The following is a 15,123-nucleotide window of genomic DNA, read 5'->3' on the forward strand; positions in this document are numbered from 1 at the left end:
GGCCACATGGAGCCGCAGCCCATGTGCGTCCACCACACCATCGCGGTAGTCGAGGACCTCGGGGAAGTTGTGTCCGGTGTCCACGTGCAGCAGCGAGAAGGGGATCGCCGCCGGCGCGAACGCCTTCAGCGCCAGACGCAGCATGACGATCGAGTCCTTGCCGCCGGAGAAGAGAATCACCGGCCGCTCGAACTCGCCCGCGACCTCGCGGAAGATGTGCACCGCCTCGGACTCCAGCGCGTCCAGGTGGGACAGGGTGAAGTCGCTCATACCAGCCCCCGTTCCGCCAGTGCCGCGTACACGGCGTCCGCCGACTCCTCCGGTGTCTGCACCTGCGTCCGCAGCACCAGCGCCGGGTCGGCCGGCGGCTCGTACGGGTCGTCGACGCCTGTCAGCCCGGACAGCTCGCCCGCGGCCTGCCTGGCGTACAGCCCTTTCACGTCCCGCTCGCTGCACACCTCGACCGGAGTGGCGACGTGCACCTCGACGTACGGCGTCCGGCTCGCGTCATGGCGTTTGCGGACGGCCTCGCGGCTGTCGGCGTACGGAGCGATCACCGGGACGACGGACAGCACACCGTTGCGCGCCAGCACCTCGGAGACCAGCCCGATGCGCTGCACGTTCGTGTTGCGGTCCGCGCGGGAGAAGCCGAGGCCCGCGGAGAGGAAGCGGCGGATCTCGTCGCCGTCGAGGACCTCCACGCGGTGTCCCTCGGCCTTCAGCCGATCACCGAGCAGGCGGGCGATGGTGGTCTTGCCCGCGCTCGGCAGCCCGGTGAGCCAGACCGTGGCTCCCTGAGCCCTTGCCGTGGTGGTCATGCGTCACTGCCCTCTTCTCTCCCGCGTACGACCCCACGGACACTAGGTAAGAAACTTGAGAAGAGGGACAGAGGAGCCTGAGGGTTCTGTTAGTGACCGTCGATATGCGTGAGGTCACACGCCGACGAACGCGGCCCCCGCGTCCCGCAGCCGCTCGTGCAGTCCCCGGAACACCTCGGCCGAACGCGCGCCCGGCCAGTCCGTGGGGAGCAGCCCGGCGGGCAGGCCGGGGTCGGCGTAGGGCAGGTGGCGCCAGGAGTCCAGGGCGAGGAGGTAGTCGCGGTAGGCCTCGCCGGGCGGCGTGTCCGTCCGCTGCCGCCACTCGTGCAGCACGCGCGCGTGCCGGTCGAGGAACGCCTCGTGCTCCTTGGCGATCGCCGCCAGGTCCCACCAGCGGGCGACGGCCTCGGCGGTCGGCGCGAAGCCCAGGTGCTCGCCGCGGAAGAAGTCGACGTACGCCTCCAGCCGCAGCCGCTGGAGGGTGTGCCGGGACTCCTCGTACAGCCGGGCCGGCGCGATCCACACGCCGGGCGCCGCGGTGCCGAAGCCGAGCCCGGCCAACCGCGAGCGCAGCACATGCCGCTTCTGCCGCTCCGACTCCGGCACGGAGAACACGGCGAGCACCCAGCCCTCGTCCTTCGGCGGCGTCGTTGCGTAGATACGCCGGTCGCCGTCGTCGAGCAACTGGCGGGCATCCTGGGAGAGTTCGTACCCGGCCGCGCCCTGTGCCGTCCGGGCCGGCAGCAGCAGCCCGCGCCGTTTCAGCCGGGACACGGACGAGCGTACGGAGGGGGCGTCCACGCCGACAGCGGCCAGCAGCCGGATCAGCCCGGCGACGGGGACCGGGCCGGGCATATGGCGGCCGTAGGCGCCGTAGAGAGTGACGATGAGAGACCGCGGTGCATGCTGGTCGGACACGTTGATCATCTTAGATCGTGCGGATCACTGCTGGTCACCATCGGTGCGCAGCCGGAACCGCTGGAGTTTGCCGGTCGCCGTGCGCGGCAGCGCGTCCAGGAAGACGATCTCCCGCGGGCACTTGTACGGTGCCAGCTCGGCCTTGACGAAGGCGCGCAGCGCCTCGGGGTCCCGCCGCGCACCCTCCCTGAGCACCGCGTACGCCACCACGACCTGCCCGCGCGCCTCGTCCGGCCGCCCCACCACCGCCGTCTCCAGCACGTCCGGGTGGCGCAGCAGCGCTTCCTCGACCTCGGGGCCCGCGATGTTGTACCCGGCCGAGATGATCATGTCGTCCGCGCGGGCAACATAGCGGAAGTAGCCGTCACTCTCACGGACGTAGGTGTCCCCGGTGATGTTCCAGCCGCCGCGCACGTACTCGCGCTGCCGCGGATCGGTGAGATAGCGGCAGCCGACCGGCCCGCGCACGGCGAGCAGCCCCGGCTCCCCGTCGGGCAGCTCCCGGCCGTCGCCGTCCACCACGCGCGCGTGCCACCCCGGTACCGGCAGACCCGTCGTCCCGGGCCTGATCCGCTCGTCGGCGGCGGAGATGAAGATGTGCAGCAGCTCGGTGGCACCGATGCCGTTGATGATGCGCAGCCCGGTCCGCTCGTGCCAGGACTGCCAGGTGGCGGCGGGCAGGTTCTCACCCGCGGAGACACAGCGGCGCAGGGAGGAGACGTCGTGCGCGTCGATCTCGTCGAGCATCGCGCGGTACGCCGTCGGCGCGGTGAACAGCACCGACACCCGGTGCTCGGCGACGGCCGGCAGCAACTGCCTGGGGCCCGCCTGTTCGAGCAGGAGCGCGCTGGCGCCGACGCGCATCGGGAAGACGATGAGTCCGCCGAGCCCGAAGGTGAAGCCGAGCGGGGGACTCCCGGCGAAGACATCGCCCACATGTGGTTGCAGCACATGCCTCGAGAAGGTGTCGGCTGTCGCCAGCACATCCCGGTGGAAGTGCATACAGCCCTTGGGGCGGCCGGTGGTGCCGGAGGTGAAGGCGATCAGCGCGACGTCGTCGCCCGCGGTGTCCGTCGCGGGGTACGGGGTGTCCGGCGCCGGACGGTTGAGGAGGTCGTCGGAGGCGTCACCGCCGTACGTCGTGATCCGCAGCCCCGGTGTCTCGGCCTTGGCGAGATCGTCGACGGCCCGGATGTCGCACAGGGCGTGCCGCACCTGGGCGATCTCGCAGATGGTCCGGAGCTCGTGCGGCCGCTGCTGGGCCAGCACGGTGACGGCGACCGCGCCCGCCTTGAGCACGGCCAGCCAGCAGGCGGCCAGCCAGGGGGTGGTCGGCCCGCGCAGCAGCACCCGGTTGCCCGGGACGACACCGAGGTCGCCGGTGAGCAGATGCGCGAGCCGGTCGACGCGGGCGCGCAGTGTGCCGTACGTCCATGTGTCGCCGGCCGGGGTGTGGAAGACCGGGCGGTCGTCGGGTGGGCCCTGGAGGAGTTCGGCGGCGCAGTTCAGCCGTTCGGGGTAGCGCAGCTCCGGCAGGTCGAAGCGGAGGTCGGGCCACTGGTCGGGCGGCGGGAGGTGGTCGCGCGCGAAGGTGTCGACGTGCGCCGAGACGTTCATGGCGGTTCGCCCCCTTGCCTTGGTGGGCCGCCCTCGTGAGGCGTCGTGGTGGGCTCACACAAGGAGCGTATCGTGTTGGTGACGACAGTCAATGGTGCGCGATACGGTGGGAGGGTGGCCGCAGCGGCCGTCGGGGAGTGGCCGTACGGCCGTCGGTCGACTCGCCGCGACGGTCATCGGAGGTGTGACCGCGACGGTCACGGGGAGAGAGGACCGGCCATGCCCGCATTCTGGCTCGATCCGACACAGACCGCCTGGTGTGCCGAACTGCGCGCCCTGGCCGCGGACCGGCTGCGCCCACTCGCCGACAGGGCGGACAAGGGCGAACCCGGCCGCGTCAACCGCCCGCTCGTCGTCGAACTCGGCCAACTCGGCCTGCTGGCCCGGCTGTTCACTTCCGGTGCGGTTGACCTGTGCCTGATGCGGGAGTCGTTGGCGTACGCCTGTACGGAGGCCGAGACCGCCCTCGCCCTCCAGGGCCTGGGCGCGTATCCGGTACACGCCCACGGCACCCCGGCCCAGCGCGACCGCTGGCTGCCCCGGGTGACGGACGGCACGGCGGTGGCGGCGTTCGCGCTGAGCGAGCCTGGGGCGGGGTCGGACGCGGCGGCGCTGGGCCTGCGGGCAGAGCCGGAGGTATCTCGGAACGAAGGGCACGGTGACGCGCCCCACCAGGGCCGCGGGGCAGTGTCGACAGGCGGCTCCGCCGCAGGGCGCGACCAGCCCCCACCGGCCCGCAGCCTGCGAACCACCAGCACCCGGCAGACGCCCCGCAGTCCGCAGGGCGACGCACCGGACGCCCCCCTGACCGCCGCCCCCGACGGCCCCGCCCGCTGGCGGCTCACCGGTGAGAAGTGCTGGATCTCCAACGCCCCCGAGGCCGACTTCTACACCGTCTTCGCCCGCACCACGCCCGACGTCGGCGCCCGCGGAGTCACCGCCTTCCTGGTCCCCGCCGACCGCCCCGGCCTCACCGGCACCGCCCTCGACATGCTCTCCCCGCATGCCATCGGCGCCCTCTCCTTCGACGCCGTGCCGGTCACGTCCGACGACGTGCTCGGCGAGACCGACCGCGGCTTCCGGGTCGCGATGGGCACCCTCAACCTGTTCCGGCCCAGCGTCGGCGCCTTCGCGGTCGGCATGGCACAGGCGGCCCTGGACGCGGCCCTGGCCCACACCGCCCGACGGGACGCGTTCGGGGGCAAGCTGAAGGACCTCCAGACGGTCGCCCACCAGGTCGCCGAGATGGCGCTGCGCACGGAGGCGGCCCGCCTGATGGTGTACGCGGCGGCCACGGCGTACGACGCAGGCGACCCGGACGTCCCGAAACGCGCTGCGATGGCGAAACTGCTCGCCACCGAGACGGCCCAGTACGTCGTCGACACGGCCGTCCAACTGCACGGCGCCCGCGCCCTGCACCGCGGCCACCTCCTCGAACACCTCTACCGCGAGGTGCGCGCCCCACGCATCTACGAAGGCGCGAGCGAGGTCCAACGGGGCATCATCGCCAAGGAGTTGTACGCGAACAGGGAGGTCGCCCAGTGACCACGGAGCGCGTCAACCCGCCGGACCTCTCGCCACCCACGGGCTTCTCCCACGCAGTGGTCGCCACGGGCTCCCGGGTCGTCTTCCTGGCGGGACAGACAGCCCTCGACGCCGACGGCAAGGTGGTCGGCGACACCCTCGCGGAACAGTTCGAGCGGGCGCTCACGAATCTGCTGACCGCGCTGAGGGCGACCGGCGGTACCCCCGCCGACCTGGCCCGCGTCACCGTCTACGCCACGGACATCGCCGCGTACCGCACGCATGCGCCCCAACTCGGCCGAATCTGGCGGCGGTTGGCGGGCCATGAATACCCGGCCATGGCGGTGGTGGAGGTCGTACGCCTCTGGGACGAGCAGGCGATGGTGGAGCTCGACGGCTTCGCGGTGCTGCCGTAGCCCGTCAACGTCCCCTGGACAAGGGGCGGTCGCCGTCACCGCGCCGTGAGCGAAGTCGCTCAGGCAGCGATCGCCAGACGCCCGGCCGGCACCCGGTGCGGTGCCACGACACGGCCGTCGGGGAGGAGTTCGCCGCTGTCGTCGAAGACGATCGCGCCGTCGCACAGCAGGCTCCATCCCTGTTCGGGGTGGGCGGCGACGATGTGCGGGGCGGTGTTGTCGGAGGAAGGGCACGAGGGCTGGTGGGAACACATGGCGCACCTCCACGTCGGTGGGACGAGCCGTGCGGACCGTCCCTATGGATAGACCATGCTCCCGCCGCGAACTCATCGGAACGGGCGGGCGGGAAGCGTGACAACACGCGGACATCTCCCGGACGGTTCCGCGACCGTCGGCAAGGACTCGCCGCCGAAGGGGTGACGATCACGCAGGTCGGCACGGTCGCCCGGTACCAGTGGAAGCCCCCACTTCAGGAGGTCCCCCATGTCCTCGCGCCCCGCCCTGGCCACCGCCGCCGGCGCCACCCTGCTCCTGCTGGCCGCCGGTCCCGCCGCCCCCGCCGAGCCGTACGAGACGGTGAGCGTCGACCCCACGGGGCGTGTCGCCGCGGACGGCGCCGTCACCCTCTCCGGCACCTACCGCTGCACCGGCGGCACCGGCCCGGTGTTCGTCAGCTCCTCCGTCGGCCAGGGCTCCCCGACGGTCAAGCACGGCATCGGCGGCACCCGTGCCGTCTGCGACGGCATGGACCACCGCTGGGAGAACACCGGCAAGCCCACCCCGGGGCACCTGAAGCCCGGCGCGGCCCGGGGTGAGGCCACCCTGATGGAACTCCGTCCCGAGGGCGGCCTGCCCCTGCCCCGCTTCCACGCGGCCCAGCAGCAGGACATCACGCTGACCGAGGGCTGATCCGGAACGGAAGCGCCGGGGAGGCGGCCGCGGTGACTGCCACCGCGGCCGCCTCCTGCATGTGAGCGGTTCAGGGGTCCAGAGGTTCAGCTGATGCGGTGCACCCGCTGGGTGGTCAGTTCGTAGCGGGCGCCGACGATGGCCAGCGCGCCCGAGTCCACCCTGGCGGCGAGATCGGGGTCCGCCGCGAGCCGCGACCGTACGAGCCGTATGTTGGCGTCGACCGTCGCGTCGACGCGGGCGTCACCTTCCGTGCTGTGGTCGATGGCCGGGTTGATCTGGTCGGCCAGGTACTGGATGTGGCGGGGCAGTTCCTCGCCCGACTCGTCCGCCTGGACGGCGGCCTTCACCGCCCCGCACGACTGGTGGCCGAGCACCATGAGCAGCGGGATGTCCAGTTCGAGCACGCCGTACGCGAGGCTGCCGAACACGGCCTCGTCGAGGACCTGGCCCGCGCTGCGTACGGTCATCAGGTCGCCGAGGCCCTGGTCGAAGACCAGTTCCGGCGGTACCCGGGAGTCGATGCAGCCGAGCACGAGGGCGAAGGGGTGCTGACCGTTCGTCAGCGACTGCCGGACGGCGGGCGTCTCGTCGGGATGCCGCTCGCGGAAGGTGCGCCAGCGGCGGTTGCCCGCCGCCAGCTCCCGCAGGGCCTCCTCGGCGGTGGCGGGCCGCTTGCGCGAAGCGGCGATGGGGGGTGCGGCGATGGGGGGTGCGGCGGCCGCGGGGGAGGCGCTGAGGCCGACGCCGACGCCGAGGGCCGCGGTGCCGGTCAGCGCGGCGCGGAGGAGGGAGCGTCGCGCTCTGTGGGGTACTGGGTCAGAGTTCACGGAGGGAAACGTACGTCTGACTTGGCGCTTCACCCGTCCAGTTGCCGAATCGTGGACGAGCATTGCCGAGTCATGGACCAGCGTGGATGGATCATGATTAAGAGTTGAACCATCCTTGGTGATCCCGAGGCCGGTCCCATGGGCTACGTCACCCCGGCCGCCGCGCCTCGAGATCACCAAGGCGTTCACCGAGCGGTGACGGTCTCAGGAGCTCATGACGGTGCCACCGCGATCGGTCGTACGTCGCTGTGCGGCTGCCTGGTCAGGGCCGTGAGGTGCTGCCCATCTCCGCGGTGAAGACCACGGGGTCACTGTCGAACCCTCGGATCATCTCGTGAAACTCCCACGCTGCGGAAGCATCCCGGGTGAACTCCGCGACAGTCGCGGCGGTGGAACCGGCGACCTGTGCGAAGTCGTTCTTCAGCAGTTCCTTGTACCCCTCGACCACCAGAACCCCGGCGTTCGATATGTCGCCGAAAGTCTTGGGGCCGCTGTTCTGGTGGATCACCACGCCCACGACCACCCGTGCGACCGAGGACGCGAGGCGATCGAGCTCCAGGGTCATCACTTCGACGTAGCCGAAGCCCTGACCGGTCTGGCTGTGCCGGCTCATGTTGATGGTGCCGTCCGGTGAGCGGCTGTCGAAGTGGACGACGTACACCGGCCGCCCGTAGGGGGCGTCGGCCGAGTAGGTGGCGGCGATGACGTCGAGATGATGAGGCGGCTGATTCCAGGGACTCGGGTCCCACCTGAGCCGCACCTCGGCCTTCCCTACTCCCTGGATGTCGCTGTTCACCGGATTGCTGCCTTTCCCGTATCAAGCCACCACGGGATTGCCCCCGCATGGTCAAGTATGGCTCTCGCTCCTCCTGTTGAAGCGTCTCTGATCAGTCCGAGCAGGATGGCCTCGGCGAGAAGTCCCGGAGCCGGCTGGAGCGCCGGTCGCGGTCGCGGTCGCGCTGGCCGGCGGGGGGGCGTCGATACGATGGACCGCCCGTGAATTCGGGGCCGTCGGAAGGGAGACAGGGCGTGACGGATCAGCGGCAGCGTCCTCGGCGGCGGGGGCAGGGGGAGCTGGAGGCGCTCGTCCTGTCCGCGCTGCGTGAGGCGGACGGTCCGGCGAGCGCGGGCTGGGTGCAGGAGCGCCTCGGCGGGGACCTCGCCTATACGACGGTGATCACGATCCTGACCCGGCTGCTGGCCAAGGGCGCGGTGACCCGCGAGCGCGTCGGCCGCTCGTTCGCGTGGACGCCGGCCTCGGACCAGGCGGGCCTGGCCGCGCACAAGATGCGCAAGGTGCTCGATGCCGAAAGCGACCGGGAGGCGGTGCTGGCCAGCTTCGTCACCTCCCTGGAGCCGGGCGACGAGCGGTTGCTGCGGGAACTGCTGGGGCGAGCCAAGGACGAAGGGGAAGACTGAAGCCTCATGGGGGTGTTCGTCTTTCTGCCGCTGGTCCTGCCGCTCACGGCGTGGCCGATCGCACGCCTGGCCGAGCAGCGGCTGCATCCGCGGACAGCGACCCGGCTCCTGACCGGGCTGGCCGTCGTGATGGCGGTGTGCAGCACCGTGTGCCTGGGGCTCCTGATGGTGGTCGGCACCGCCCAACTGCCCGGCAACCCGCTTCCCGACGCCTGGTCGGACCCCGAGGTCCGCGAGGCCGTGCCGTACGACGAGGTCGCCGGAAGGCTGGCCATTCCGGCGTTGCTGGCGGTGTTACTGACGTGCAGCCGCACGCTGTGGCAGCACGGCAGGGTGCGCCGCCGCGCCCACCGGGCCCTGGCCGGGCTGCCGGGCACACAGGTCGCGGTGCTGCCCGACGAGGCGCCCTACGCCTATGCGCTCCCCGGCGGGCGACGGGACCGGGTGATCGTGACCACCGCCATGCTGTCCTGCCTCGAACCGGCTGAACGGCGTGCCCTGTTCGCCCATGAGCGCGCCCATCTCGCCGCCCGGCACCACCGGTTCCTGCTCGCCGTCCAACTGGCCGCGCGCGCCAACCCGTTCCTGCGTCCGCTGTGCACGGCCGTGTTCTACACGACGGAACGGTGGGCGGACGAGGAGGCGGCCCAGACGGTCGGCAGTCGCAGGGCCGTGGCGTGCGCGATCGGCAAGGCCGCCCTGGTCTCCCGCGGCACCCCGGCCCCCACCCTCGCGGGCTTCGCCGCGCCGGGCCCGGTGCCGCGCCGGGTCGCCGCCCTGCTCGGCCCCGAGCCCGCGCTGCGCAGCTGGCCCTCGGTGTTCACCTCGGTGGGCCTGGCCGCCTGGGGAGCGGCTGCCGGAACCGCGGTCTCCGCGCTGTCCTCCGCGAACTCCGCGGTGACGATGGTGCTCATCCTGCATGCGGCGACGCCTCTGTGAGGACGTCGGCTTCGGCCCGGCGGGCGTAGTCGTTCGGACGGTGTGCCGGGCGCCGGCACCAGTGTTCGCCCGGCACGAGCGTCGTCAGGCGATCAGAGGTCGAACTCGTGGGGCGGCAGGTCGAGGGTGAAGCAGGCCTCGCGGACGATCGCCTGCTCGCTCTTGTCGAAGTCGCCGTCGGCGCCGCCGATGACGATGCCGATCTGGATGACCGCGCGGGCCTCGGCGGGCTTCTTCTTCGCCTTGGCGATCTCCTGCAGCACGCTCACCTTGCCGAAGGCGAAGTCCGTGGTCAGCTTGTTGAGGTTGTCGTCGAAGCGCCGCTGCAGATCCATGGCGTCGAAGTTCTGCAGCACCTCGTTGGTGGCGATCAGCTGGGCCACGCGCTGCCGCTCGGACGGGTCGACGGTGCCGTCGGCGGCGGCGACGAGCGCGCACATCGCCATGCTCGCGTCGCGGAAGGCGCCGCTCTTGAGGTCGTTCTTCTTCGCCATCAGCTGCGTCTGCATCTGTGACGCGGACTCCTTGAAGCGGTCCCACAGGGCCATGCGAACTCCATTTACGGTCGGGGCTGGACCGCTCCGACAGCGGCCCGGTGCTCCAGAAATGTCTACAGCAACGTAGAAACTAGTGGCTCGGTGGATAAGTTCCAGTGATTTCCGGGCGGTTCGGTCGGAGGGGGCGGGCGTAAGGTCGATCAGCTGCTGTTGTCGAGGCGGGAGCCGGGCCGATAGGCGTGACGGCCGCGGACCCGCCCCGGCGCACAGCGCTCCACCCGCTCCCGCGGCTCCACAGGCGCGACGCCTGGTCATGCTGGCGCGCGACCGCATCTGCGTGGCCGCCTCCCTCCCGCCGCGGGCTGTCGCCCACGAAGGCCGACGACTTCCGGGCCGCCGCGGAGTTCTCCCTCGACGAGGCCCGCATCGAGGGCGAGGCGGGCCTGCCACGCGGGTTCGCCGCGCTCAGGATCCGCTTCGCCGACGGCTCCTGGATTCAGGTCGGCCGGCTGGGCGAGCCGGAAGGCGCGGATCACATCCTGCACACGGTCAGCGCGTGACCGTTCCTGCCGACTCGCCCCGGGCCGTCAGCCCTCTTCTTCCTCGTCGCCCTCGAAGAAGTCCCCGACCTCGTCGACGACTTCGGCCGCGACCATGCCGCCGACGACACCGACGGCGAGCCCGGCCGCGCCGGCGGCGATGACGGTGCCCATGCCGGGGCCGGAGCGGTGGCCGTCGTGATGGTGCTCGGCGTGTCCGTAGTGCCCGCCATGGCTGCCGGCGTGCGGGCCGTAGGACGCCCGGTGCTCGACGAGCCGGCGGATCCAGCTGTCGACGATCGCGTTCCAGTCCTGGTGCCCGACCCCGTCGTGGGCGACCGTGAACCGGGTCAGCGCGTCATGGCCCTCGGAGAAGAACCCGCCGCGCTTGTCCGCCTCCAGGACCACTTCCATGCCGCCCGGGTGGGCCAGGAAGGTCAGCTCGATCTCGTTGACCTGCTGCGCGTACTGCGGGGCCGGGGTGAGCTCGATCTCCTGGTAGAAGGGCAGCTGCTGACCGGTGCCACCGATGCGGCCGTACTCCAGGTCGGCGGACCCGAAGCCGAAGCCGAGCCGGCCGAGCGCTTCGAGGATCGCCTCCTGGACGGGCAGCGGGCCCACGGCCAGTTGGTCGAGGTCGCCCTTGTCCTTCGCACCGGCCACCGCCAGCTCCGTGCGCACACCCAGGACGATACCCAGGCCCTGCCCGTACAGCTCGGTGATCGGGGTCTCCCACGGCAGCGTCACGGTGAACGGGACGCTGCGCACCTCGCCCGCCGCCAGCCGGAAGCCGCCGCCGACGGTGAACCGGTCGAAGGCCAGGACGCCTTCGCTCTCACCCTCTTCGTGCTCGGCCTCGACCCGCGCCACCAGCTCCAGGGTGATGTGCTCGATGTCGAAGTCGGCGTCGCCGCCCTTGAGATGGACCTGACCGGACAGGCCGCCGCCGGGAACGGCCGCGCCGGGATCGAGGACCGTGTCGACCGTGGGGCCGCCCACGCCGAGCGAACCGAGCAGTCGTTTGAACACCATCGTGGCGTCCACTCCTTATACGTGCGTGTGCTTCCGTCGTGTGAGCAGGTGAGAGGCGTGCGCCTCCGGGGAACAACCGGTAGCAGCGACACGTTCTCTCTACAGGCACGTAGAAGCATAGGGCTGCCGGGGCCGGTCCAGGTCGTGTCCTGGCGGCTGTGGCGGGAAAGTCCGAAAAGAGTCGCCGAGCGAGGCCGACCGGGGACTTGACCTCAATGCTTTGCCGGTCTTTTACGATGGTGGGAAGGGCGTGTCCCGGCCCTGTCGACCGCCGAGGGTCCCCCTGACCCTCCAGGCCCAGAAGGAGCGACGGTCCCGCAATGGGTGAGCCTCCCAGTACCAGCCGTGCCGTACCCCGTCCGCAGCCCGCGCTGCCCGTGCGTGAGGGATCGGGGGTGGCACGGTGACCGAGGTCCTGCTGCTCCTGCTGGCCCTCCTCCTCACCCTGGCCTGCGCCCTGTTCGTCGCCGCCGAGTTCTCTCTGACCACCGTCGAGCGCGGTGAGCTGGAGCGTGCCGCCGAGGCGGGCGAGCGTGGCGCCCAGGGTGCGCTGAAGGCCGTACGGCGTCTGACGTTCCAGCTGTCCGGCGCCCAACTCGGCATCACCGTCACCTCGCTGGTGATCGGCATGCTCGCCGAGCCGTCCCTCGCGGCGCTTCTGGAAGGCCCGCTCGAGGCCGTGGGTCTGGGCGGTGCCGCCTCGTCGGTGGCGACCGTGCTGGGCGTGGCCGTGTCCACCGTGGTGCTGATGGTGGTGGGTGAGCTGGTGCCGAAGAACTGGGCGATCTCCCGGCCGCTGGCCGTCGCCAAGGCGGTCGCAGGTCCCCAGCGTGGCTTCACGGCCGCGTTCGGCCCGTTCATCCGTCACCTGAACAGCACCGCGAACCGGTTCGTACGGCGCTTCGGTCTGGAGCCCGCCGAGGAGCTGGCCTCCGCCCGCAGCCCCGAGGAACTCATCGCGCTCGCCCAGCACTCGGCCGCCGAAGGTGCGCTGGAGGCGGACTCCGCCGAGCTGTTCGTGCGCACCCTGCACCTGAGCGAGCTCACCGCCGAGAACGTGATGACCCCGCGCGTCGACGTCCAGGCCCTGGAGGCCCACGCCACGGCGGCCGACGCGGCGAACCTCACCTACGCCACCGGCCTGTCCCGCTTCCCGGTCTACCGCGACAGCCTCGACGAGGTCGTCGGCACCGTCCACATCCGTGACGTGCTCGCGCTGGAGCCGGAGAAGCGGCAGCTCACGCCGGTCACCGAGCTGGCCACCGAGCCGCTGCTGGTACCCGACAGCCTGACCGCCGACCGGTTGCTGGAACGCCTGCGCGAGACGCGCACCATGGCGGTCGTCATCGATGAGTACGGCGGTACGGCAGGGGTGGCGACGGTGGAGGACATCGTCGAGGAGGTCGTCGGCGCGGTCCGTGACGAGCACGATCCCGTCGAGGCGCCCGACCTACTGCCCGCCCCCAGGACGGAGGACGGCCGCGCGGCGTGGGAGGCGGACGGTTCCGTCCGCCTCGACGAGCTCGCCAGGATAGGACTGACGGCGCCGGAAGGCCCGTACGAGACAGTGGCCGGCCTGGTCGCCACCCGCCTGGCGCGCATTCCGGCCAAGGGCGACGAGCTCGACCTGGACGGCTGGCGGCTGCATGTCCTCGACGTCGAGCACCACCGTGCGGACCGCGTCCGCATCACCGAACCGGCCCGGGTGCCGGTCCAGGCGGGGGAGGAGTCCCGATGACCGCGCTGCAGCTCGCCATCGGCGCCCTGACCCTGCTGACCAACGCCTTCTTCGTGGGCGGCGAGTTCGCCCTGATCTCCGTGCGCCGCAGCCAGATCGAGCCGCGCGCGAAGGAGGGGAACAAGCGGGCCCGGATGACGCTGTGGGGCCTGGAGCACCTCTCGGCGATGATGGCCACCGCGCAGCTGGGCATCACCATCTCCTCGCTGGTGCTGGGTGCGGTCGCCGAACCGGCCATCGCGCACCTGCTCGAGCCCGGCTTCGAGGCGGCGGACATCCCGCACGGTCTGGTGCACCCGATCGCGTTCGTCATCGCGCTCAGCCTGGCCACGTACCTGCACATGCTGATCGGCGAGATGGTCCCGAAGAACATCGCCCTCGCGGCCCCGGTCCCCACCGCGCTGCTGCTCGGCCCGCCCCTGGTGGCCCTCACCCGGGCGCTCAAGCCGGTGGTCTTCGGCATCAACGCGTTCGCCAACGCCCTGCTGAAACTGCTCCGGGTGGAGCCGAAGGACGAGGTCGAGTCGGTGTTCACCGACGATCAGCTCGCGCGCATGGTCGTCGACTCCAGCCAGGCCGGCCTGCTTTCGCCCGCCGACGGAGAACGGCTGCGCGACGCACTGGAGCTGGGCACCCGCCCGGTGGGCGAGATCCTCGTCCCCGCTCCGAAGATGCGCACCGTCGGGCACCTGACCACCCCCGCCGAGCTGGAGCGCACGGCGGCCGAGGCGGGCTACTCCCGCTTTCCCGTCACCGGCCCGGACAACGCCCTGCTGGGCTACCTGCACATCAAGGACACCCTCGGCATCACCGACCGGAACAAGCCGTTCCCGCGCACGGCCCTGCACCCGGTCACCCGGGTCCGCATCGACACCCCGCTGGACGACACCCTCACCGCCCTGCGCGCCGACGGCAGCCACCTGGCCGCGGTGACCGGCGAGAAGGGCGCTGTTCTCGGCTTCGTGACCATGGAGGACGTCCTGTCCGAGCTGGTCGGCCCGGCACGGGCCGCCGCCTGACCGCCGGGCCGCCTCGTGCGTGCCCCGCACGAGGCGGCCCGGTATGGCCTGCCCTCACCTGGTGGGTTGTACGGAAGCGGAATGGTGTGGCTAGTGCCCCAACAGGCACCATTCGCCCCGTCGCGACGCCCGGCACGCTCCTCCACTGCCTTAAGGGCGTGGGAGGTGCCCCCACTCGCCGCACCGGGCACAAACCCGAGTACGTCCAGTACGAGGACTTCCGGCCGGCACGCCGAGAGCACGCACCGGACGCCGCTCCTTGACGGGCGAACGTGGCCAGCCGGGGCACTAGGGGGTGTTTCGAAAGTCCCGCACAGCACCCACGGCGCCCGGCGCGCTCCCCCACTGCCTTAAGGGCGTGGGAGGTGCCCCCACTCGCCGCACCGGCCAAAAGCCCAAGTACGTCCAGTACGAGGGCTTTCGTCCGGCACGCCGAGAGCACGCACCGGACGCCGCGGGCACCGCACAGGACTGTCGAAACACCCCCTAGGGTGCTCGGGATGTTTGGCGCCGACACAGCACCCGCATTCCACGTAAGACGCCGGATCCCGGGCCCGGGTTCACTCGGGAGGGCCCGTGAGTGACAACGTGCGCTCGGCGAACCGGGCACCGGAACGGCAGGCCCAGGCATCGCCTGCTCGCACCACGTCCCCTGCGCCCGCCGGCGCGGCGAAGCCGGTCAAACATGATCGTCTACGCCTTCCACATGCCGGCGTTCATCGTCATCTCCGGCTACTTCTCGCGCGGTTTCGACGCGAGCCCGGAGAAGATCAAGCGGCTGGTGACCGGCGTGGTCGTCCCCTACGTGGTCTTCGAGGTGGCGTATTCGCTGTTCAAGAAGTGGGCCGGCGGCGACCCGGGCCATCCGATCAGCCGGACGGGGACGGGGTTTGCCGATCAGGCCCCGG

Annotated in this window: 17 protein-coding genes and 1 pseudogene; 9 read left to right on the forward strand and 9 right to left on the reverse strand. The window is 71.4% G+C overall.

Annotated elements, in window-relative coordinates:
* From AQJ91_RS12045 to AQJ91_RS12060, 4 genes are all read right to left on the reverse strand, one after another.
* Nucleotides 1-270 (reverse strand): phosphoadenosine phosphosulfate reductase domain-containing protein (locus tag AQJ91_RS12045; RefSeq protein ID WP_159054532.1); only part of this gene is annotated, 270 nt, incomplete at its 3' end.
* Nucleotides 267-818 carry an adenylyl-sulfate kinase gene (gene cysC, locus AQJ91_RS12050; RefSeq protein ID WP_067019550.1) on the reverse strand — a complete coding sequence of 184 codons (552 nt, stop codon included), beginning with the start codon at nt 816-818 and terminating at the stop codon, nt 267-269. The genes cysC and AQJ91_RS12045, both read right to left, overlap by 4 nt.
* A gap of 114 nt (nt 819-932) precedes the next feature.
* The gene (locus AQJ91_RS12055; protein ID WP_067019552.1) at nt 933-1,745 is read right to left on the reverse strand and encodes a PaaX family transcriptional regulator; all 813 of its coding nucleotides are present in this window, start codon (nt 1,743-1,745) and stop codon (nt 933-935) included.
* A gap of 15 nt (nt 1,746-1,760) precedes the next feature.
* On the reverse strand, nt 1,761-3,353 hold the full coding sequence (locus tag AQJ91_RS12060; protein ID WP_067019554.1) for an AMP-binding protein: 1,593 nt from the start codon (nt 3,351-3,353) through the stop codon (nt 1,761-1,763).
* A 219-nt stretch (nt 3,354-3,572) separates the two neighbouring features.
* Between AQJ91_RS12060 and AQJ91_RS12065 the strand changes: the two genes are divergently transcribed.
* A complete protein-coding gene (locus tag AQJ91_RS12065; protein WP_067019556.1) occupies nt 3,573-4,898 on the forward strand; it encodes an acyl-CoA dehydrogenase family protein in 1,326 nt (441 codons plus the stop codon).
* Complete coding sequence (locus tag AQJ91_RS12070) at nt 4,895-5,293, forward strand: RidA family protein (protein ID WP_067019559.1); 399 nt, start codon at nt 4,895-4,897, stop codon at nt 5,291-5,293. The genes AQJ91_RS12065 and AQJ91_RS12070 overlap by 4 nt, the downstream gene beginning before the upstream one ends.
* Before the next feature lie 59 nt (nt 5,294-5,352).
* Here AQJ91_RS12070 and AQJ91_RS12075 read toward each other — a convergent pair whose 3' ends face one another.
* On the reverse strand, nt 5,353-5,547 hold the full coding sequence (locus tag AQJ91_RS12075; RefSeq protein ID WP_067019562.1) for a DUF5999 family protein: 195 nt from the start codon (nt 5,545-5,547) through the stop codon (nt 5,353-5,355).
* A 229-nt stretch (nt 5,548-5,776) separates the two neighbouring features.
* Here AQJ91_RS12075 and AQJ91_RS12080 point away from each other — a divergent pair, with 229 nt between their 5' ends.
* Nucleotides 5,777-6,202, forward strand: coding sequence for a DUF6299 family protein (locus tag AQJ91_RS12080; RefSeq protein WP_067019564.1), 426 nt, complete (start codon nt 5,777-5,779; stop codon nt 6,200-6,202).
* Between the two features lie 86 nt (nt 6,203-6,288).
* Here AQJ91_RS12080 and AQJ91_RS12085 read toward each other — a convergent pair whose 3' ends face one another.
* Complete coding sequence (locus tag AQJ91_RS12085; protein ID WP_067019568.1) at nt 6,289-7,032, reverse strand: carbonic anhydrase; 744 nt, start codon at nt 7,030-7,032, stop codon at nt 6,289-6,291.
* Nucleotides 7,033-7,294: 262 nt separating this feature from the next.
* Nucleotides 7,295-7,828 (reverse strand): TerD family protein, encoded by a 534-nt coding sequence (locus AQJ91_RS12090; protein ID WP_067019571.1) that lies wholly within the window; start codon nt 7,826-7,828, stop codon nt 7,295-7,297.
* A 233-nt stretch (nt 7,829-8,061) separates the two neighbouring features.
* On the opposite strand from AQJ91_RS12090, the gene AQJ91_RS12095 reads away from it, so the two are divergent.
* Nucleotides 8,062-8,451 carry a BlaI/MecI/CopY family transcriptional regulator gene (locus AQJ91_RS12095; RefSeq protein ID WP_067019573.1) on the forward strand — a complete coding sequence of 130 codons (390 nt, stop codon included), beginning with the start codon at nt 8,062-8,064 and terminating at the stop codon, nt 8,449-8,451.
* A 6-nt stretch (nt 8,452-8,457) separates the two neighbouring features.
* Nucleotides 8,458-9,390: a M56 family metallopeptidase gene (locus tag AQJ91_RS12100; protein WP_067019576.1), complete on the forward strand. Its 933-nt coding sequence runs from the start codon at nt 8,458-8,460 to the stop codon at nt 9,388-9,390.
* 92 nt (nt 9,391-9,482) lie between these two features.
* On the opposite strand, the gene AQJ91_RS12105 is transcribed toward AQJ91_RS12100, so the two are convergent.
* Entirely contained in the window at nt 9,483-9,938 is a 456-nt protein-coding gene (locus AQJ91_RS12105; RefSeq protein ID WP_067019579.1) for a tellurite resistance TerB family protein, read from the reverse strand.
* A 188-nt stretch (nt 9,939-10,126) separates the two neighbouring features.
* Between AQJ91_RS12105 and AQJ91_RS12110 the strand changes: the two genes are divergently transcribed.
* Nucleotides 10,127-10,447, forward strand: a complete 321-nt coding sequence (locus tag AQJ91_RS12110) for a hypothetical protein (RefSeq protein ID WP_234382092.1) — start codon at nt 10,127-10,129, stop codon at nt 10,445-10,447.
* Nucleotides 10,448-10,474: 27 nt separating this feature from the next.
* Here the strand turns inward: AQJ91_RS12110 and AQJ91_RS12115 are convergent, their stop codons facing one another.
* Nucleotides 10,475-11,458 (reverse strand): sporulation protein, encoded by a 984-nt coding sequence (locus AQJ91_RS12115; protein WP_067019582.1) that lies wholly within the window; start codon nt 11,456-11,458, stop codon nt 10,475-10,477.
* Nucleotides 11,459-11,861: 403 nt separating this feature from the next.
* On the opposite strand from AQJ91_RS12115, the gene AQJ91_RS12120 reads away from it, so the two are divergent.
* The 3 genes and pseudogenes from AQJ91_RS12120 to AQJ91_RS55435 form a co-directional block, all read left to right on the forward strand.
* The gene (locus tag AQJ91_RS12120) at nt 11,862-13,196 is read left to right on the forward strand and encodes a hemolysin family protein (protein WP_067019585.1); all 1,335 of its coding nucleotides are present in this window, start codon (nt 11,862-11,864) and stop codon (nt 13,194-13,196) included.
* Nucleotides 13,193-14,215 carry a hemolysin family protein gene (locus AQJ91_RS12125; protein WP_067019587.1) on the forward strand — a complete coding sequence of 341 codons (1,023 nt, stop codon included), beginning with the start codon at nt 13,193-13,195 and terminating at the stop codon, nt 14,213-14,215. Before AQJ91_RS12120 ends, AQJ91_RS12125 begins: the two co-directional genes overlap by 4 nt.
* A gap of 580 nt (nt 14,216-14,795) precedes the next feature.
* Nucleotides 14,796-15,089: pseudogene (locus AQJ91_RS55435) on the forward strand (acyltransferase family protein); the annotation flags it as partial.
* Between the last annotated feature and the right edge of the window lie 34 nt (nt 15,090-15,123).

Source organism: Streptomyces dysideae (assembly GCF_001514305.1).
Lineage (GTDB): Bacteria > Actinomycetota > Actinomycetes > Streptomycetales > Streptomycetaceae > Streptomyces > Streptomyces dysideae.